Raw genomic sequence first — 18,580 nt, 5'->3', positions numbered from 1 at the left:
TCAGCTCGAGCGTGGCCGGTTCTCGTCGATGAGCCGTTCGAGTTCGCGAGGGTTTCTGGTCTGCAGCAGGACGCGGCCCGGACCGGTGAAGTCGAACACCAGCCCCTCGCCGGACTTCAGCGTCTGCATCGTCTTCCCCTGTACCGCTCGACGCACGTCGAACGTCATCGCGAGGTGGTACGCCACCACGTGACCGGTGTCGATGGTGACGCGTTCCCCGGGACCGAGGTCCATGACGTCGATGGCGCCGTACACACCCAGCAGCACGTGCCCGCGTCCCGACGCCTTGTAGCCGAAGGCGCCCTGGCCGCCGAACATCTGCTTCATTCCGCCGAACTGCGGGTCGACGGTGACGTCGGGGGAGTTGCCGAGCCAGGAACCGTGGCCCACGAACCACTCCTGCCCGTCGGCGACGTCGACGGTGATGACGTCGCCGGGCAGCTTGCCGGCCAGGTCGACCCAGCCGCCCTGGTCCGGTGCCGTGTACGTGGTGACGTAGAAGGATCCGGCGCTCAGCGCGCTGCGTTTGAGTCCGCCGAGGAATCCGCCCGGGGTGCTGCTCCGGATGTCCACACCGGCCGAACACGCGAGCATCGCCCCGCCCTCGGTGTTCAGCGATTCCCGTGGCGCGAGGCGGCATCGGGCGACGGTGTTGGAGGGGTTGTGCCGGAGTTCGACGTCCATGCGCAGACGATAGAGCAGCGACGACCGCCGCGCGCGGCACGTGAGAGTGCCCGAGAAATTACTTTCGGGTAGCTCTGGTGTCGACGCCCGGTTACAGACATAATCCGATGCGTGAACAATGTAGGTGTTACCTCGAGTAACCTGATCGCACAGGCGCCGGCCGGTGGCGGCGCCGCGCTCGATCAGGTCTTCGGCATGACCGCGGCAGCCGGTGTCATCTCGCTGTTCCTGCTGTATCTGGCCGTGATGCACCGGACGAGGCGCATCACGTGGCTGCAGCGCCTCGCGGACTACGCGGGCGAGAAGCTGCACCGCCCCGGGTGGGTGGCGCTGCCGCTCGTCATGTTCATCTCGACGATCCTCACCGCGTTCTTCGGCTTCATCTGGGACGTCAGCCTGCACATCGGACGTGGTCGCGACGAGGGCCCGTTGGCCAACCCGGCGCACTACTTCATCCTGGTGGGCCTGTTCTTCCTGTTCATCGCCGGTGCGCTGGCGATCATCCTGCCGCGCGACGAGAAGCCCGGTCCGGCAGCCATCAAGATCACCCGGACCTGGTACGCCCCCACCGGCGGGCTGCTCATCGCCGGCTCGGGCCTGTACGCGCTCATCGGCTTCCCGCTCGACGACATCTGGCACCGCATGTTCGGCCAGGACGTGACGCTGTGGGGACCGACGCACCTCATGCTCATCGGCGGCGCCGGGCTCTCGCTCGTCGGCGTGCTGCTGCTCGAGCACGAGGGTCGCGTCGCGATGGCCTCCACCGCCGTGACCACCGCCGCCACCGCCGGTGAGCCCGACGGCGAGACGACGGCGGACCCGGCGCAGGCCGTCGACTCGCGCAAGCGCTCGATCATCACCTGGTTCATGCGCAGCTCCGCCTTCGGTGGTCTCGTCATCGGCCTGTCCGTCTTCCAGATCGAGTACGACTTCGGCGTCGAACAGTTCCGCCTCGTCTTCCAGCCGCTGCTCATGACGGCTGCCGGCGCCTTCGCGCTCATCGCCGCCCGCCTGATGGTGGGCCGCGGATCCGCTCTGTTCGCCGTCGCCTTCGCCGCGGTGATCCGCGAGATCACCGCGCTGATCGTCGGTCCCGTCCTCGGTGAGCCGCACAGCGTGTTCACGCTCTACCTGGGCATGGCCGTGGTCGTCGAGATCATGGGTCTGACCACTCTCGTCCACCGCCGCCTCCTGTTCGGTGCCGTCACCGGTGTCGCCGTGGGCACCGTCGGCCTGTACCTGGAGTCCATGTGGGTCGACGCCGTCTTCCTCTACCCGTGGCCGAACAGCATGTGGGTCGAGGCGCTCGCCACCTGCATCCCCGCCGGCCTCGTCGTCGGTCTCACCGCGGGTCTCTTCGCGCAGGCGCTCAGCGGTGACGGACTCCCGCGTCCCGCCGTCCGGCGTTCCATCGTCGTCGCGATGGTGCTGGTGCTCGGCGGCAGCGTCGCGAACGGCCTGATGATCGACGTTCCGCAGGGCGCGAGCGCGACCGTGAGTCTCACCGACGCTCCCCGCGAGGACGGCTTCCGCATGGTCACCGCCACGGTGAGCATCGACCCGAGCGACTTGGTGTCCGACGATCCCGAGTGGGTCTCCATCCTCGCCTGGCAGGGCGCAGGCGACTCGCTGCACGGACTCGTCGTCGACAACCTCGAGCGCACCGGCCCGGGTGAGTACCGCTCCACGCGTGCCATGCCGGTCGACGGGACGTGGAAGACGTTCCTGCGCATCCAGGACGGCCGCACCATGGCCGGTGCGCCCATCTTCATGGCGGCGGACGAGGGCATCGGCGCCGAGGAGGTCCCCGCGACCACCGAGTTCACCCGCGAATTCCAGTACGAGACCAAGCTGCTGCAGCGCGAGCGCTCGTTCGACCACCCGGCGTGGCTGTTCACGGCGGCGTGCCTCGTGGTGCTGGCCTGCTCGCTGGCCCTCATCTGGTCGCTGTCCTGGGGCGCCGCGCGCATCAGCCTGGCCACCCCCGGCAACACCGCGACGAAGGGCAGCAAGGAGCGCAGTCGCGTATGACGCCCGATCCGAACGTGATCTACCTCGCGGATCACTCTGTCGTGCTGGCACTTCCAGCCGTCATCCCCGCAGTGCTCATCGCTCTCGTGGTGATCGTCATCGTCGTGCGCGACCGGCGGGCCGAGCGGGCGGAGAACGACCTGAAGGACGCGAACGAGAGGGAGGGCACGGAGTGAGGCGGGTAGTGGTGGTCGGGCTGGCGGTACTGGCGCTGGCTGGCTGCGCACAGGCGGAGCCGGAGACCGAGGCGACGCTCGAGCGGGATTCCTCTGCACCGGCACCGTCCATATCGGTAGGGGCAGCGAATATTCCGCGCATCACGCCGACCACCACGCTCGACGTCTCCATCGCGGGCGGTGAGGTCACCCCGGTCGACCAGCGTCTCGAGGGCAGGGTCGGCGAGGAGATCCTCGTGACCGTGTCCAGCGACGCGGAGGACGAGATCCACGTGCATTCCGTTCCGGAGCACAGCTTCCCGGTGGCGGTCGGTGACGATCAGCAGTTCCGCTTCACGGTCGACGTGCCGGGCTCGGTCGACATCGAGTTGCACGAGGCCGACGTCACCGTGGCGACGGTGCTCGTCCGGTCGTGAGCAGCGAGCTCCTCGCGCACGGTCTCGGCGGGTCGACCGACCTGCCGATCCCGGTGACGTACGCTCTCATCGGCGGCGCCTGGGCGCTGGCAGCGTCCTTCGCGGTCCTGTTGTTGGCGTGGAAGACTCCGCGTCTGACGCCCGATCGACACCTGGTCCGGACGCCGCTGGCGCGACTCGTGGACGCTGCCGCGTTCCGGGGCGTCGTCGGCACCGCGTCGGTGGCGCTGGCCGTGTGGGTCGGTGCGGCGTCGGTGCTGGGTCCGCAGGATGCATCCAACGCGCTGCTCGGCGTGTTCTACGTGCTGGTGTGGGTCGGGCTGGTCCCGGCATCGCTGGTCTTCGGGCCGGTGTGGCGCATCGTGTCCCCGGTCCGCGCGCTGTATCGCGTTCTGCCGCACGGCCGGCCGCGGACCCTGCCCGACGGCATCGGGGTGGTCCCGGCGGTGCTGGGCCTACTGGCCTTCGTGTGGCTCGAACTGGCGTCGAGTGATCCCGGTTCGGTTGCCGCCGTGCGTACCTGGTGTCTGCTGTACGTGGTGGTCCTGCTCGGCGGCGCCCTGATCTTCGGCGAGGAATGGTTCGCGCGCGCGGATCCGTTCGAGGTGTTCAGTGACACCGTGGCGCGGCTGTCGATCCTGGCGCGCGACAGGGAGTCACGCGCCCTCGTGGTGCGCAACCCGCTCGACGGCGCCGCCACCCTCCCCGTACGACGCGGAACCGTCGCCGTGACGGCCACGCTGCTCGGCTCCACCGCGTTCGACTCGCTGGCGCAGACGCCGAGTTGGAAGTCGTTCGCGCGTGACCTCGGTGACCCGGTGCTGATCCGCACGGCCGGCGTGCTGGCGTGTGTCGCACTGGTGGGCACCGTGTTCTGGCTCGCGGCGCGCACCACCGGCGGTGTGACGAGGGAGCGTCGCGCGCAGTTGCCCGGTCTGTTGGCGCACTCGCTGATCCCGATCGTCGTCGGGTACTTCTTCGCCCATTACCTCACCTATCTCGTGGAGAAAGGTCAGCAGAGCGTCTTCACGTTGTTCGATCCGTTCGACCGAGGATGGAATCCGCTCGGCATCGCGGACGCGTCGGTGAACTACGCGTTGTCCTCGCACCCGTCGGTGGTCGCGTCCATAACGGTGCTGTGCGTGGTGATCGGGCACATCGTCGGAGTGACACTGGCGCACGACGCGGCTCTGCGGCTCCTACCGAAGAAGGATGCGCTGCTCGGCGAACTGGCACTGATGCTGGTGATGGTGCTGTACACCTTCCTCGGTCTCTTCTTGTTGTTCGGTGCATGAATGGTCGTTGACCTTTCCGTGACCGTAGGTTACCGTCCGGTAGGTTAGTGGCGCCCATCACAGGGGAGGGTGCCGATCAGAGCATGGGGGCTCGTGTGCGGCGTCGTTCCACGGTCATCTCGGGCGTTCTCGTCGCCCTCCTCGTCGCATCCGGTACCGCGGTGCCGGCCACGGCGGATCCCACCGGCGGCGCGGACGCCGTCGCCTGGACCGCCGCGGCCGATGCGCCGCCGCAGTACCCGCAGGTGGCCATCGACTGGGACGTCCCCATCACGATGAGTGACGGAACGGTGTTGCAGGCCAACATCTACCGGCCCGCCGATGCGTCCGGTCGCCCGGTGGAGACCGACCTCCCGACCGTCCTGAACATCACGCCGTACACCAAGCTCGTGGGCAACCTGATCGACTCGATCCAGCAGATCCCCGGAGTGAGCGAGCCGGTGCTCGACTTCCTGGCGAGCCTCAACTTCGCGGGTACGCCGTTCGACGGCATCACCGATCTCACGCAGGCGGTCGACGGCGGGGGCCTGCGCATCTTCGCCGTCAACCGGAACCTCGTCCAGAACGGCTACGCCCAGGTGGTCGTCGACGCCCGCGGCACCGGGTTCTCGCAGGGCACATGGGACGTGTTGGGTCCACGCGAGCAACAGGATTCGGCGGAGATCATCGACTGGACCTCACGGCAGTCCTGGTCCGACGGTCAGGTCGGCATGTCGGGCATCTCCTACTCGGCCATCAACTCCGTGCAGGCCGCGGCGCTGCGTCCGCCGGCGCTCAAGGCCATCTTCCCGGTCGAGCCCGGCAACGACCTGCTGCGCGACATCGTGGGTACCGGCGGCGCGTTGGGTGTCGGGTTCATGCCGCTGTGGCTCACGTTGGTCAACGTGCTGAAGTTCGTCCCGAACGTGCAGTCGATCCTGCAGGGGCAGTTCGACACTCGGTGGCTCGCCGATCGACTGGCTGATCCGGCGATCCTGATCCCCGAACTCGCGAACGCCTTCACGGCGCCGACCATCGGAGACATCCGGCCGGAGACCCTCGGTGTCGCCCAGGACGGACAGTTCTACGCGGATCGATCCGCAAATCTGTCGCAGATCGAGGTGCCCACCATGGTCTACGGCGGCTGGCACGACATCTTCACCAACAGCGAGCCGCGCATCTACAACGACATCCCGGTCGCGCCCGGACGCAAGCAGCTGATCATGGGCGACGGCTACCACGTCAATCCGGGTGCGGGCTTCGGACGCCCGGGCAACCCGCCGCGACTCGATGCACTCGAACGCGCGTGGTTCGACCACTGGCTGAAGGGCGTCGACAACGGTGTCGAGAAGTACGGCCCCGTGACGCTGTTCCAGCAGGGCGGCGGGTGGACCACCACCGACCAGTTCCCCCGGGCCGGAGCGCAGTCTCAGCGCACCTACCTCTCTGCCGCCCCCAGCGGCACCGCCGGGCACAGCCTCCATGACGGCTCGCTGTCCTCGTCGCCGACGTCCGACACCGCGCGCCTCACCGTTGCTCCCGGGCTGCGCGGGGTCTGTTCTCGCGACGCCGCGGTCGGTACTGCGGGTGCGGCGGCGATCCTGGGGTCCGTGTGCACGAAGGACTCCCGGTTCAACGAAGCCGAGGCCCTGACGTTCACCAGCGCGCCGGCCGAGAAGCCCACCCAGATCTCGGGTGCCACCAACCTGCATCTCAACACGGTGCTCGATCGGCCCGACGGCTTCTGGGCCGCGACGATGAACGACGTCGCGCCGGACGGCACGTCCACCCCGATCAGCCACGGCGCTCTCACCGCATCGCTGCGCCAGATCGACGAGGCGAAGAGCACCCGCTCGGCCAACGGCGACTACGTCGACGCGAAGCCGGCGCTCACGCTCGCGAGCCGGCAGCCGCTCGTGCCCGGCGTCCCGACCACGGTGGACATCAACCTGCTCCCCACGGATGCCGTGATCGCGCCGGGCCACCGGATCCGCATCGACGTCTACGCCGCCAGCGTGCCGCGCTACCTGCCACTGGGGCCGATGCTCGTCGACTCCGCGCTGGCACCTCAGCACGTGCAACTCGACCCCGCGAACCCCAGCTTCGTGAACATTCCGTATGTGAACTGAGCGGATACCGTGACCATGTCGCGTCCTCGCAGGCGGTTCGGTCGCCGGTATCGGTGGAACACTTCGTGACATGTGGTGGTTCGTCATCGGCTTCGTGGCCGTCTGGATGGTGGTGTCGGTCGTTCTCGGCGTCCGAGTCGGCCATGCCATCCATGTGGCCGACGTCGAGGAGGATGTCGAGCATGCACACGACGTCGACGGTGACGCGCCACTCGCTCCCACGAGGTGATGGGGGCCGAGATCGGATTGTGATCGAGCACGGCAATCCTCGCGAATGGCCGTGACGAAAACTCGTCGTGACGACACCGCACCACCTCGGGACCCGCTCGTGACCACGGGCTGGATGCTCGTGGTCGGCATCGCGGTCGCGTGGCTTCTCATGGCGGTCCTCATCGGTGTCTGGATCGGTCGCGCCGTCCGCAAGGCGGAGCGCGACGAGCGCGACGCGCGTCGGCAGGAGTCGACTCCCGAACACCGCCGCGACTCGGCGGCCTGACGACCGACCGTTAGAGTGACCCTCGAACAGTCGTTCAGCGAGGGAACCCGGTGCGATTCCGGGACTGGCGCGCAACGGTGACGAGCTTCGGCTCGAAGTCCGATCGCTTGCTGTCCGGCACCACCCTCGAAGCTCCGCGCACGGGCTCCCAGCAGGACGGCACAACCGAACATGACCCCACGCCTCGCGATCGCCGCTGTCGTCACGACAGTCGGCCTCCTCGCCACAGGATGCTCCACCGGCCCGACCACGACGGCTGCGGCCGAGGCTGGAAGCAACTATCCCGTCACCCTCGAGAACTGCGGCCGCACCGTCACCATCGACGCGCCGCCGCAGCGCGCCGTCTCCCTCAACCAGGGATCCACCGAGATTCTGCTGTCCCTCGGGCTGGAAGATCGGATGGTCGGTACCGCCACCTGGACCGACCCGGTACGGGCCGACCTCGCGGACGCCGACGCGCAGGTTCCTCGGCTGGCGGACAACAAGCCCTCGCTCGAGGTGGTGCTGGACACCGAGCCCGATCTGGTCACCGCGTCGTTCGGCGGAACGCTGGGAGAGGGTGGAGTCGCGGACCGCGACCGGTTCGATGCCCTCGGCGTCCCGACCTACCTGTCGCCGACGGACTGCATCGGCAAGTCGGCCACCAGCGTCAACGCTGACGGTGCCCGGGACGAGCCACTGAGCATCGAGACGGTGTTCGAGGAGGTGCGCGATCTCGCGGCGATCTTCGATGTGCGCGACCGAGGGGATGCTCTCGTCGACGAGCTGCGAACGCGCTACGACGCGGCATCCACGCCGGTGTCGGAGGCGTCGCTCGCGTACTGGTTCGCCGACACCACTGCTCCCTACATGGCCGGGTGCTGCGGAGCGTCCGGTGTCATCTCGAACGCGGTGGGCGTGCGCAACGTCCTCGCGGACACGAAGGACGAATGGCCGCAGGTGAGTTGGGAGAGTGTCGCCGACCGCAACCCCTCCGCACTCGTGCTGGCCGACCTCAGCCGGCGCAGCATCGACGGTGACGCGCTGGCGAGCAAGATCGCATTCCTCGAGAGCAACCCGGTGACGAGTCGCATGCAGGCGGTGATCGACAAGCGCTACATCGTCGTGAACGGTGCCGACCTCAATCCGTCGATCCGGACCATCGACGGTATCGAGAAAGTGGCTGCGGCACTGCAGGAGTGGTCGAACGGGTGAGGGTGCGACCGGTACTGGCGGTCGTGGCCACGCTGCTGGCGGTCGTCGCGTCGGTGGCGGTGTCCATCGCGCTGGGCCCGGCGAACGTGACGGTGCCCGACGTGGTCGCCGTCGTCGTCGCGCATCTCGGTGGCCCGCCGGCGGACGTCAGCCGCATCCAGGACGGCATCGTCTGGGAACTGCGGCTTCCCCGTGCACTTCTCGCGGCGATCTGCGGGTGCGGCCTGGCGCTGTGTGGCGCGATCATGCAGTCGCTGCTGCGTAACCGCTTGGCGGATCCGTTCGTTCTCGGCATCTCGTCCGGTGCCTCGACGGGCGCGGTGTCGGTGGCGGTGCTCGGTGTGGGTGCGGGCGCACTGTCGCTGTCGACCGGCGCCTTCGTCGGTGCTCTCGTGTCCTTCGTGCTGGTGATGATGCTGGCCACCGGCGCCGGCGGTGGAACAGGGCCGGTGACCTTGGCGGGAGTGGCCGGTACGCAGTTGTTCTCGGCCCTCACCTCGTTCATCGTGCTGTCCTCTGCCGACGCCGAGCAGACGCGCGGGGTGCTGTTCTGGCTGCTGGGCTCGCTCGCCGGTGCCGGGTGGAGCGATGTCGCGGTGTGCGCCGGCGCCGTCGGGATCGGGGCGGTGGCGTGCGTGGTGGCGGCGCCGTCGCTCGACGCGGTCACGCTGGGATCGGACACGGCCCGCGCGCTCGGTGTCTCGATGCTCCGCCTGTCCGTCGTCCTGCTCGGAGTCACTGCACTGATGACCGCGACCATCGTGGCGTCGGTGGGAGCCATCGGATTCGTCGGGCTGGTCATCCCGCACGCGGCTCGCATCCTCGTCGGCACCGCCCATCACCGCGTGCTGCCGGTGTCCATGGCGATCGGTGCCGTGTTCATGGTGTGGGCGGACACCCTGGCGCGCAGCGTCTTCGCACCGCAGGAGATTCCGGTGGGGGTCGTGACGGCGCTCGTGGGTGTGCCGGCGTTCGCGATCATCCTGTTGCGTGGAAAACGCTGATAGTGGAATCTGTACCCCGGAATCCGGGGTGCCGATTCCACTATCGACGCAGTGCTCGACGCACTTCGGCGATCACGGCATCGGGCTCCCGAATCAGCCGGTGGTAGGTGAACCGGAGTACCGTCCAGCCGTCGTTCACGAGCGCGTTCTGACGCACCGCGTCGTGTGCCATGCGCTCGGCCGTGCGGTGATACGCCCAGCCGTCGATCTCGATCGACACCCGCCGGTCGACGAAGGCCACGTCGATCACGTAGCCGCACGATCGCATGGCGCACTCCCATCCCGTGATGCGAAAGGTGCGCAGCAGTCGAAGGAAGATTCGCTCCGCCTCGGATTCGCCGCCGGTCGCGGCGTGCACGAGCATCGCCGCGGCGCGAGGGCTGCCGACACGTCCGGGGTTGCGAGCGTGGGCACTCCGCAGCCGGTCCAGTGATGTGCGGGTCTGCAGTGCGCGGTCGAGGAACTGAGTTCCGTCGCCGGGTCGTGCCTCCTCCAGGATCACCGCGGTCTCCAGCACAGTCAGAGCGAGGCCGGTGACGCGGAGATCACGGGCCACCGCCACGTCGACTGCGGGAACGTCGCGTCGTCGCACGGTGACCGACCGATCGAGGTAGCGCCGAGCACGCGGAATGGTGACCCAGGAGTGGGCGGGCGGCCGCTCGAGCAGCCCGAGCCACCATGCGGCGGTGGGCCCACTCGCGAGTGCTCCGCGACCGCATCGGAGCACCGCGATGCGCACCATCGCCTGCTGGGTGACCGGTTGACCTGCCGGCATGTAGATGCCCGAAGCCATGCGGGTCCAGCGTCCTGCGGACACGCGGCGTTCGAGCGCAGTGGACGACAGCCCCAGTGCCAGGGCCTGCGCCCGGCTGATGACGCCGTCGTGCCGACCAGCGAATCTGTCCAGTTCGTCCACGCACTGTTGGACGGGCGTGGGCCCACCGGGGATCCCGGGAGCAATAGTGGAACCAGGACCCCGGAAACCGGGGTCTGACATCCACGATCAACACCCCCGCGGCGGCGGCTCCACGAGGTGATCGCGTGCCCGCGCGACGACGAACGCCTGCGCCGCCGTCTCCGTGCCGTGAGCGGATCGCACGGCGTCCCGGTGCAGCACGTACCCGCTGTCGATGAGCAGCGACTGCACCTCGTCGACGTCGTGGCGGAGGTAGTCGAGGTGCACGTCCCGCCCGAACGCGGTGCGCAGTTCGCGGGTGGGTGCGGCGGTCTGGAATGCCAGCAGCAGCCAGCCGTCCGGGACGGTGACGCGGCGGAACTCGGAGAACAGAGCGGGCAGATCGGCGGTGGGGGTGTGCACGATCGAGTACCAGGCGCACACGCCGTGCACAGAACCGTCGGCCAGGGGGAGCGCGGTCATGTCGCCCACCACCCACGAGGCCGGCCCCGATGCTGCGGCGATCATGCCGCGCGACGCGTCGAGGCCCAGGACGTCGAGGCCGGCACCCGCGAGCTCGCGTGCCGCCTGGCCGGGCCCGCACCCGGCGTCGAGCACCGTCGTGCCGCGCGAGGACCGTACCGAGCGAGCGAACGACGACAGGAACCCGCGGTCGAAGGGGCGCGAGCCGAGCTCGTCGGCGAAGGCGGCCGCGTAGTCCGGGGCGATCGCGTCGTACTCCGAGTGCATGCGGGACAGCGTAATTGCCTGGCCCCGAGGTACCCACACCTCGTACCGTCACTGACTCACCGACAACGAAGGAGATCACCATGCCACCGACAGGCGCGGGAACGCGGCTGCTCAACTGGGCCTCGGCCATCGAGGACGCCACGTTGGAGCAGGCGCGTCGCACCGCGGCCATGCCGTTCATCCACCCCCACGTCGCCCTGATGCCCGATGCGCACCCCGGAATGGGAAGCGCTGTGGGCACGGTCATTCCGACACTGCGCGCGGTCATCCCCGCCGCGGTCGGCGTCGACATCGGGTGCGGGATGATCGGCGTCGAGACGACGCTGACTCACAGCGACATCACGGACCTCGACCTGGCGCAGCTGCGTCAGGACGTCGAGCGTGTCATCCCCCTCTCGCCCGGCAACTACAACGGGCACCTCGACCGCTTCGAGTTCACCGCTGCCAAGATCGCGGAGCTCGAGGAACTGGCAGAGAAGAGCGGGGTGGACCTGTCGCACTCGCCGAAGTGGCGTCAGCAGCTGGGGTCTCTCGGTGGTGGCAACCACTTCATCGAGCTGTGTCTCGACGAGCGGGACCGGGTGTGGCTGTTCCTGCACTCGGGTTCGCGAGGGGTGGGCAACAAGATCGCCAAGAAGCACATCGCGATCGCGCAGAAGATGTGCGAGAAGTGGTGGATCCAGCTGCCCGACCGTGACCTCGCGTACCTGGCCCAGGGCACGCCCGAGTTCGATCGGTACATCGCGGATCTGACGTGGGCGCAGCGGTTCGCGTACCTCAACCGGGCGGAGATGATGGATCGGTTCCTGCACCAGTTCGTGCATCGGGCCGGTACCGACACGAGTGTCGAGTCGGATCGAATCAACTGTCACCACAACTACACCCGGCCGGAGAAGCATGCCGGCAAGGACGTGTGGCTCACCCGTAAGGGCGCCGTCCACGCGGCCGAGGGTGTGCGGGCCATCATTCCGGGCAGCATGGGAACGCGGTCGTACGTCGTCGAGGGCAAGGGCAGCGCGAGCGGTCTGCACTCGGCTCCGCACGGTGCGGGTCGGCGGTTCTCCCGGACCGAGGCGCGCAAGCGCTACACGCAGGACGACCTGCGTGAGCGGATGGTGGGGATCGAGTACCGGGACTCGGCCGAGTTCATCGACGAGATCCCCGATGCCTACAAGTCCATCGACGTGGTGATGGAGGATGCTCGCGATCTGGTCACGGTGCTCCACGAGCTCCGCCAGATCATGAACGTCAAGGGCACCTGACGACCCCGATGGCCCTGCAGTGCAGGGCCATCGGACGTCACACGCTCCGCCAGGCGTCGTCCCTCACGAACTGGACGGCCTGCGGCCCCATCAGGGCCATGCCGCCGTCCACGACGAGGGAGGCGCCCGTCATGTACGACGACGTCGGGCCGGCGAGGAACGCGACGACGGAGGCGATCTCACGTGCGTCGCCGGTACGCCCGAGCGGGACACCCGGCCGGGGGTTGCTCTCGGGGTTCTCGTCGGTCTGACCGGTCATCGGTGTCGAGATCTCGCCCGGTGCAACCGAGTTCACGGTGATGCCGTATTGCGCGAGCTCGATCGCCATCACCTGCGTCAGTCCGCCGAGACCGGCCTTCGCGGCGCAGTACGGTGCCGCACCGACCTTGGGCAGGTGTTCGTGCACGCTGGTGACATTGACGATGCGCCCGCCGTGACCCTGCTCCACCATCAACCGTGCGGCGTGCTGTCCACACGGGAACGCGCCGTCGACGTCCACCGACAGCACCGTGCGCCACTAGTCGAAGTCCAGGTCGAGGAACGAGGTGGCGGTCCCCGTGCCGGAGCAGTTCACCAGCACGTCGATCCCGCCGAGCTCACTGGCCAGTGAGTCCACGGCGAACGGGGCGCCCGGGAGGTCGGTCAGGTCCATGTGGGCACTGAACCCGCTGCACCCCAGCGCGCGGATCTCCGCGACGGTGGCCTCGGCGCCCTCGCGGTCGCGGTTGTAGGTCACCCCGACGTCGAGGCCGCCGCCGGCCAACGCGACGGCCACCGCGCGGCCGATGCCGGAGTCGCCGCCGGTCACGACGGCGGTGCGGGGAACGAAGTCGGAACCTGGTGTCGTCATGGCCGGGCCATACCCGCTCAGAGGGCGTTCATGCCGTTCTGACGGCTCAGGATCGGAGTGGAGGTGGGGCGCCCCAGCAGGAACCCTTGCACCATGTCGGCACCGAGGCTGCGCGCCGACTCCAGCTCCTGCGGCGTCTCGATGCCCTCGTACACGCATTCCGCACCGATGGCGGCCGCGAAGGTGGTGAGGGCGCTGGCGGCGGCGCGGCGCATGGGGTCGGTGTCGATGCCGCGGACGATCGAGGCGTCGAGCTTGAGGACGTCGGGCTTGATCTCGACGAGCTGACGGAGACCGGAGTAGCCGGCCCCGACGTCGTCGACGGAGATGGACAGGCCCTCGTCGCGCAGATGATCGAGGGCGGCGCCGAGTGCGGTGTAGTCGCTGACCAGGTCGTGCTCGGTGATCTCGACGACGACGCGTCGGCACTCGGCGGCCTCGTCGAGGATCGGCACCAGGTCGGTGGCGACGATGGTGGTCGCCGAGACGTTGACGGCGAGGAAGACGTCGGTCGGGAGGTCTCGGGACGCCGCGACGGCGCGTCGGACAGCAGCGAGCTCCAGCGGGATCTGCAGGCCGTCGGCGGCCGCGTCGAGGAACCAGCTCTGGGTGGTGCCGTGCCCGGAAGGGAAGCGGGACAACGCTTCGTAGCCCATGACGCGACCCGTCGACACCGACAATACGGGTTGGAAGACGATGGCGGGCCCGCCGTCGGCGATCAGCTCGGCGACGTGGTGGTTGCTGCGCGGAGCCACGGCGTCGCCGTACTGCAGGAACGCGGCGGCGGTGAGGGTCTTGCCGAGCGCGACGGTCACCGTGGTGCGGTAGTCGACCGGCACGGTGGAACTGGTGCAGGTCATGCTGACGGTGGCGCTGCGCAGGCGGGTCGACTCCACCAGGGCGCGCGCCGCGGCGAGCCGCTCGGCCACGTCGTCCGCGGAACCGAGCCAGACACAAGCGAATTCGCCCGGTTGGGTCCGGGCCACGATGGCGTCGGGAAACGCGTCCGTGAGGAGACTCGATGTCTCGGCGACCAGGTCGTGGCTCGTGGCGCGGCCGAGGCGTCGCTCGATCTGCACGAAGTCGCGGAGATGGACGACGGCCGTGCCCAGGGTCTGCTCGACTCCGCGGGGGACATCGAACCGGGCGACGGCGCCGTCGAGGCCGCGACGGTTGAGCAGGCCGCTGACGCTGTCGCGTCGGCTGTTCTCGAGCTTGTCGGTGAGGAAGTCGACGTGCATCTTGAGCAGAATCGGCACGATGACCGCGGTGAGCAGGGTGAGCGCTCGCGACAGAACGAGCCAGCCGGGGACACCGTCGTGTACCGAGAGCACGGACAGCACGACGAGGATCGCCGCGGCGAATGCCAGTTGGGCCGCCAGGATCCGCCCGGAGACGTACACACCCGCGAACAACGACACCAGCATCAGCAGCACTACGCCGGGAAGGGCGTCGAACGGCGACCGGGAGGCGAACAGAACGACGGTGATGCCGATGTCGGCGTAGACGACGAAAGGGATCGAGTAGCGGAGGTTCCGCCCGTAGAGGTAGATGAGCAACGCGGACGGAAGAGTGGTCAGCGCCGCCACGGCGACGATGACGAAGGACGTCCTGTCGAACTGCGGTGACAGACCCCAGGTGATCCCGGCCAGGCCCACGATGATGACCAGCGTCAACACGACGAGACGCATCGCAGGCACGCTCGGGTACTCGAGGCGTGCCGCGGCGTGGTCAGCGGTCGGGATCGGACGTACGGGCAACACACACTCTCGTTCGTCGAGCCGCGTCGACCCCCGACGAACGATGCGGCAGTGAGGAGAAGGACAGGTCGAGTTCCCGGTATTCGGAGCTGCGGTTCGCAAGGACGGGCAAACGGTACCCGATGATCGAAGAATAGATACCGAGTGAATGCAACAACCGAGAATGGCCTGATTTCGGCCATGATGACAACGTTCGTTGTACCAATTCGCGACGGCTCACTGCTTGCGTGGTACACCGAGTTGCAGTAACTTTTACTGCAACAGCCTGTCGCACCAAGTCGGCCCGGCACTCACGGAGGTTCACGCCATGACGATCACATCCGACACGCGCTCCGAGTACGAGCAGACGCTGCGCACCCTGTCCGAGGCGTCCGTTCACCAGCACTTCGATGCCTTCCTCGACATCCCCTGGGACGATCCGCACTACGCGATCGTGGCCGACGATCCCCGCTGGGTGCTCCCGGCAGCCGATCCGCTGGGCAACACCGAGTGGTACCGGTCGCTCCCTCTCGATCGGCAGATCGCGGTCGGGATGTACCGGCAGGCCAACATTCTCAAGGTGGGTCTGCAGTTCGAGCAGGTGCTCATCGCCGGCATCATGAACTACGCGCTGCGGCTCCCGAACGGCTCGCCGGAGTTCCGCTACTCCACGCACGAGGCGACGGAGGAGTGCCACCACACCCAGATGTTCCAGGAGTTGGTGAACCGCATCGGGGTCGCCGTGCCCGGTGGCCCGAGGTGGTTCCGCAAGGCCGGCCCTCTTCTTCCCCTTTTCGCGGGCCCGCTGCCGTTCGGCTTCTTCGTCGGAGTGCTGGCCGGCGAGGAGCCCATCGACCACGCGCAGAAGTCGATCCTGCGCGCCGGTGCATCGCAGCACCCGTTGATGACGCGCATCATGCAGATCCACGTCGCCGAGGAGGCGCGGCACATCGGCTTCGCGCACCAGTACCTGGAGCACCGCGCGCCCAAGCTGTCCCGACGTCAGCGGTTCGCGATGTCCATCGCGACGCCGATCATCATGCGCGTGCTGTGCGACGTCATCATGAAGCCCAGCAAGCAGGTGCAGCGCGAGCTCGGAATCCCGCCCGAAGTGGTGCGTGAGGTGTGGTGGGACAACGAGGCCTCCGCGAAGACGTTGCGCGACATGTTCGGTGACGTCCGCAAGCTGTCCGAGGACATGGGCCTGATGAACCGCGTCTCGAAGCGTCTGTGGACGAGTCTGCGTATCGACGGACGCCCGTCGCGGTTCCGCAGCGAGCCCGCCTCCGCCGCGGCCTGATTCGATGCCCCACGTCGTCACCGGGACGTGCTGCGCCGACGCGTCCTGCGTCCTCGCGTGCCCGGTCAACTGCATCCACCCCGCGCCGGGTGAGCCCGGGTTCGGGACCACCGACATGCTGTTCATCGACCCGGCGACATGCGTGGGATGCAGTGCCTGTGTGACGGCGTGCCCGGTGGGCGCGATCGTCCCCGATACGAAGCTGACCATCGAGACCGCTCCGTACGCGGCCCTCAACGCGGAGTACTTCGAGCGGTCTCCGCACGCGGACCGCACTCCGCTGGCTCTCGTTGCGCCGCAACGACGTCTGCGCCGCGGTGGCCCGTTCCGCGTCGCGGTGATCGGTGCGGGGCCTGCCGGGTTGTACGCCGCGGACGAGCTGCTCAAGCATCCCGAGGTGGCGTCGGTCGACGTCTACGACAAGCTCCACACTCCGCACGGCCTGGTGCGGCACGGCGTCGCACCCGACCACGCGACCACCAAGAAGGTCACCGACCTCTTCGAGGCGATCGAGAACGAGCCCGGCTTCCGCTACGTGCTGGGCGCCGAGGTGGGAACGACTGTCACTGTGGCGCAACTGCAGTCGGTCTATCACGCGGTGGTGTTCGCCGTCGGCGCGTCGTCCGACCGCTTGCTCGTCATTCCCGGTGAGAACCTGACGGGCTCCGTGGCGGCCACCGACGTCGTCGGCTGGTACAACGGCCATCCCGACCATCGGGACGCCGCCGTCACGCTCGATCACGAGCGCGCCGTCGTCGTCGGCAACGGCAACGTCGCCCTCGACGTCGCGCGCATGCTCACTCGCGACACCGAATGGCTATCGGAGAGAACGGACATCGCGCCGCACGCTCTCGACCAGCTGCGGGGTTCTCAGATCCGAGAGGTGCAGATTCTCGGCCGACGCGGACCGGCCGACGCGGCCTTCACCGTGCCCGAACTGATGGGGCTCGCCGCGCTCACCGATGTCGACGTCATCGTCGAGGCGGATCCTGCGCAGCTGCAGGGTGACGATCAGCGGAGTCGCCTGCTCGCGGAGCTGGCTGCTCGGCCGCGATCGACGGACGCCACGCGCCGTCGCATCGTGCTCACGTTCGCGGTGTCGCCGGTGGAGATCCTGGGCCGGGACGGCCGGGTGACCGGCGTCCGCGTCGCCCGGAACGACCTGGTCGAGGGTGCTGACGGTGCCGTCGTCGCCGTCCCGACGTCCGACGAGTACGTCCTCGACGCCGGCCTGGTGGTGCGGTCGGTCGGCTTCCGCGGTGTCGGTCTGCCCGGGCTCCCGTTCGACGAGCGCACGGGCACCGTGCCGAACGATCGCGGGCGGGTGGCGCCGGGTGTGTTCGTCGTCGGGTGGATCAAGCGCGGTCCGCGCGGCTTCATCGGCACGAACAAGACCTGCGCGCAGGAGACGGCGGAGGCGGTGCTCGACCACCTGGACTCCGACATCACCGAGCCGCACCACACGCCCGACGAGTTGATCGCAGCGGCGATCCCGCGGGCGGGTGACCTGGCGGCATGGCGCCGGCTGGATACGGAGGAGCTCGCTCTCGGTCGACGGAACGGTCGGCCGCGCGTGAAGATCGTCGATCGGCTCGATCAGGAGGCCGTCGCGGCACGTGTGAACGTCAGGGCTCCGCGGAGACTACTGCGTACGTGAGATGCTTCGGTGCGATGAGCACCGAGCGCACCACCTCCGGTGACGGCCGGAGGCGACGGTGGGATCAGCACAACGCCGACCGCCGCCGTCAGGTGATCGCCGCTGCCCTCGACGTGCTCGAGCGGGGCGTGCATCCGGGGGAGTGGGTCACGGCGCAGCAGATCGCCGACGAGGCGCGCATCCATCGCACCGGCATCTACCGCTACTTCGCCGACAGGGCTGACCTCGACGTCGCCATCCAGCGCACCATCTGTGAGCAGCTGGAACACACCCTGACGGCGTCGGTGACACTCGAGGGTCTGCCACGCTCGGTGGTGCAACGGGTGGTCGACTCGTACGTGCGCTGGGTGGTGGCCCACCCCACCTGGACGTACGTCATCGAGCAGAACGTCACCGGATCGTCCGAATCACCGCTGCAGAGCACCATCGCCCGCGTCGCCGAGAAGATCGAGGTGGCCGTCGGCGGATTCCTCGCCCTCGTCGACGCCGACCTGGGCGACGACGACCTGCGCCTGGTCGGACCGTGGGTGTCGAGCCTCATCTCCGGCTGCGTCGGCGCGGTGAGAACGTGGCGCGCACAGGAGGATTCGGTCGATCTCGACACCTTCGCCGCCTTCCTCGCCGACACCATCTGGCTGCAGATCACCGGCCTCGGCGCGTCGAGGGGGATCACGATCCCGAACGTGCCGCTGGAGCGGGTGCTGGACGGCCCCTGATCCCGGC

At 68.5% G+C, this 18,580-nt stretch carries 17 protein-coding genes and 2 pseudogenes; 13 read left to right on the top strand and 6 right to left on the bottom strand.

From position 1 onward, the window contains the following. Positions 1-684 (bottom strand): TIGR00266 family protein, encoded by a 684-nt coding sequence (locus tag BR07_RS25080; RefSeq protein ID WP_051613494.1) that lies wholly within the window; start codon positions 682-684, stop codon positions 1-3. 111 nt (positions 685-795) lie between these two features. Here BR07_RS25080 and BR07_RS0116445 point away from each other — a divergent pair, with 111 nt between their 5' ends. Genes BR07_RS0116445 through BR07_RS0116430 form a run of 4 tightly spaced genes read left to right on the top strand, consistent with a single transcriptional unit; the run spans position 796 to position 4,602 of the window. Continuing rightward, positions 796-2,715, top strand: a complete 1,920-nt coding sequence (locus BR07_RS0116445; protein WP_027506372.1) for a hypothetical protein — start codon at positions 796-798, stop codon at positions 2,713-2,715. Further along, on the top strand, positions 2,712-2,891 hold the full coding sequence (locus tag BR07_RS0116440) for a hypothetical protein (RefSeq protein WP_027506371.1): 180 nt from the start codon (positions 2,712-2,714) through the stop codon (positions 2,889-2,891). The genes BR07_RS0116445 and BR07_RS0116440 overlap by 4 nt, the downstream gene beginning before the upstream one ends. Beyond that, positions 2,888-3,307, top strand: a complete 420-nt coding sequence (locus BR07_RS0116435; RefSeq protein ID WP_027506370.1) for a hypothetical protein — start codon at positions 2,888-2,890, stop codon at positions 3,305-3,307. Before BR07_RS0116440 ends, BR07_RS0116435 begins: the two co-directional genes overlap by 4 nt. Further along, positions 3,304-4,602 carry a hypothetical protein gene (locus tag BR07_RS0116430; protein WP_027506369.1) on the top strand — a complete coding sequence of 433 codons (1,299 nt, stop codon included), beginning with the start codon at positions 3,304-3,306 and terminating at the stop codon, positions 4,600-4,602. Before BR07_RS0116435 ends, BR07_RS0116430 begins: the two co-directional genes overlap by 4 nt. 76 nt (positions 4,603-4,678) lie before the next feature. On the opposite strand, the pseudogene BR07_RS27890 reads toward BR07_RS0116430, so the two are convergent. Beyond that, positions 4,679-4,810, bottom strand: a pseudogene (locus BR07_RS27890) (hypothetical protein); the annotation flags it as partial. On the opposite strand from BR07_RS27890, the gene BR07_RS0116425 reads away from it, so the two are divergent. The 5 genes from BR07_RS0116425 to BR07_RS0116405 all read left to right on the top strand — a co-directional run bounded on the left by BR07_RS0116425 (position 4,764) and on the right by BR07_RS0116405 (position 9,404). Then, entirely contained in the window at positions 4,764-6,710 is a 1,947-nt protein-coding gene (locus tag BR07_RS0116425) for a CocE/NonD family hydrolase (protein WP_442970355.1), read from the top strand. The pseudogene BR07_RS27890 and the gene BR07_RS0116425 overlap by 47 nt on opposite strands. 70 nt (positions 6,711-6,780) lie before the next feature. Then, complete coding sequence (locus BR07_RS27035) at positions 6,781-6,939, top strand: hypothetical protein (RefSeq protein ID WP_155957071.1); 159 nt, start codon at positions 6,781-6,783, stop codon at positions 6,937-6,939. A gap of 99 nt (positions 6,940-7,038) precedes the next feature. Continuing rightward, positions 7,039-7,206 (top strand): hypothetical protein, encoded by a 168-nt coding sequence (locus tag BR07_RS0116415; RefSeq protein WP_155957070.1) that lies wholly within the window; start codon positions 7,039-7,041, stop codon positions 7,204-7,206. Between the two features lie 171 nt (positions 7,207-7,377). Then, entirely contained in the window at positions 7,378-8,400 is a 1,023-nt protein-coding gene (locus BR07_RS0116410) for an ABC transporter substrate-binding protein (RefSeq protein ID WP_051613492.1), read from the top strand. After that, positions 8,397-9,404, top strand: a complete 1,008-nt coding sequence (locus tag BR07_RS0116405; RefSeq protein WP_027506365.1) for a FecCD family ABC transporter permease — start codon at positions 8,397-8,399, stop codon at positions 9,402-9,404. The genes BR07_RS0116410 and BR07_RS0116405 overlap by 4 nt, the downstream gene beginning before the upstream one ends. 40 nt (positions 9,405-9,444) lie before the next feature. Here the strand turns inward: BR07_RS0116405 and BR07_RS0116400 are convergent, their stop codons facing one another. Together BR07_RS0116400 and BR07_RS25075 are read right to left on the bottom strand one after the other, a co-directional pair. After that, positions 9,445-10,320: a type IV toxin-antitoxin system AbiEi family antitoxin domain-containing protein gene (locus BR07_RS0116400; protein ID WP_027506364.1), complete on the bottom strand. Its 876-nt coding sequence runs from the start codon at positions 10,318-10,320 to the stop codon at positions 9,445-9,447. An 87-nt stretch (positions 10,321-10,407) separates the two neighbouring features. Next, positions 10,408-11,049, bottom strand: coding sequence for a class I SAM-dependent methyltransferase (locus BR07_RS25075; RefSeq protein WP_037186278.1), 642 nt, complete (start codon positions 11,047-11,049; stop codon positions 10,408-10,410). An 80-nt stretch (positions 11,050-11,129) separates the two neighbouring features. On the opposite strand from BR07_RS25075, the gene BR07_RS0116390 reads away from it, so the two are divergent. Beyond that, entirely contained in the window at positions 11,130-12,311 is a 1,182-nt protein-coding gene (locus BR07_RS0116390) for an RtcB family protein (RefSeq protein ID WP_027506363.1), read from the top strand. A gap of 37 nt (positions 12,312-12,348) precedes the next feature. Here the strand turns inward: BR07_RS0116390 and BR07_RS25070 are convergent. Then, a pseudogene (locus BR07_RS25070) lies at positions 12,349-13,161 on the bottom strand (SDR family oxidoreductase). A 17-nt stretch (positions 13,162-13,178) separates the two neighbouring features. Further along, entirely contained in the window at positions 13,179-14,852 is a 1,674-nt protein-coding gene (locus BR07_RS25065; protein WP_155957069.1) for an EAL domain-containing protein, read from the bottom strand. A gap of 376 nt (positions 14,853-15,228) precedes the next feature. On the opposite strand from BR07_RS25065, the gene BR07_RS0116375 reads away from it, so the two are divergent. Genes BR07_RS0116375 through BR07_RS26320 form a run of 3 tightly spaced genes read left to right on the top strand, consistent with a single transcriptional unit; the run spans position 15,229 to position 18,573 of the window. Continuing rightward, positions 15,229-16,200, top strand: a complete 972-nt coding sequence (locus BR07_RS0116375; protein ID WP_027506362.1) for an AurF N-oxygenase family protein — start codon at positions 15,229-15,231, stop codon at positions 16,198-16,200. A 4-nt stretch (positions 16,201-16,204) separates the two neighbouring features. Then, positions 16,205-17,857 carry an FAD-dependent oxidoreductase gene (locus tag BR07_RS0116370; protein WP_027506361.1) on the top strand — a complete coding sequence of 551 codons (1,653 nt, stop codon included), beginning with the start codon at positions 16,205-16,207 and terminating at the stop codon, positions 17,855-17,857. Positions 17,858-17,871: 14 nt separating this feature from the next. Then, a complete protein-coding gene (locus BR07_RS26320; RefSeq protein WP_155957068.1) occupies positions 17,872-18,573 on the top strand; it encodes a TetR/AcrR family transcriptional regulator in 702 nt (233 codons plus the stop codon). Positions 18,574-18,580: the final 7 nt, after the last annotated feature.

The sequence above is a fragment of the Rhodococcus sp. UNC23MFCrub1.1 genome (assembly GCF_000686025.1).
Classification (GTDB): Bacteria; Actinomycetota; Actinomycetes; order Mycobacteriales; family Mycobacteriaceae; genus Rhodococcoides.
This window is presented reverse-complemented; position numbering and strand designations above follow the sequence as displayed.

Excerpts from the sequence above, each read along its gene's own strand:
- BR07_RS25080 (WP_051613494.1), bottom strand. The coding sequence starts at position 684 with ATGGACGTCGAACTCCGGCACAACCCCTCCAACACCGTCGCCCGATGC.
- BR07_RS0116440 (WP_027506371.1), top strand. The coding sequence starts at position 2,712 with ATGACGCCCGATCCGAACGTGATCTACCTCGCGGATCACTCTGTCGTG.
- BR07_RS27035 (WP_155957071.1), top strand. The coding sequence starts at position 6,781 with ATGTGGTGGTTCGTCATCGGCTTCGTGGCCGTCTGGATGGTGGTGTCG.
- BR07_RS0116410 (WP_051613492.1), top strand. The coding sequence starts at position 7,378 with ATGACCCCACGCCTCGCGATCGCCGCTGTCGTCACGACAGTCGGCCTC.
- BR07_RS25075 (WP_037186278.1), bottom strand. The coding sequence starts at position 11,049 with ATGCACTCGGAGTACGACGCGATCGCCCCGGACTACGCGGCCGCCTTC.
- BR07_RS0116390 (WP_027506363.1), top strand. The coding sequence starts at position 11,130 with ATGCCACCGACAGGCGCGGGAACGCGGCTGCTCAACTGGGCCTCGGCC.
- BR07_RS25065 (WP_155957069.1), bottom strand. The coding sequence starts at position 14,852 with ATGCGTCTCGTCGTGTTGACGCTGGTCATCATCGTGGGCCTGGCCGGG.
- BR07_RS0116375 (WP_027506362.1), top strand. The coding sequence starts at position 15,229 with ATGACGATCACATCCGACACGCGCTCCGAGTACGAGCAGACGCTGCGC.
- BR07_RS0116370 (WP_027506361.1), top strand. The coding sequence starts at position 16,205 with ATGCCCCACGTCGTCACCGGGACGTGCTGCGCCGACGCGTCCTGCGTC.
- BR07_RS26320 (WP_155957068.1), top strand. The coding sequence starts at position 17,872 with ATGAGCACCGAGCGCACCACCTCCGGTGACGGCCGGAGGCGACGGTGG.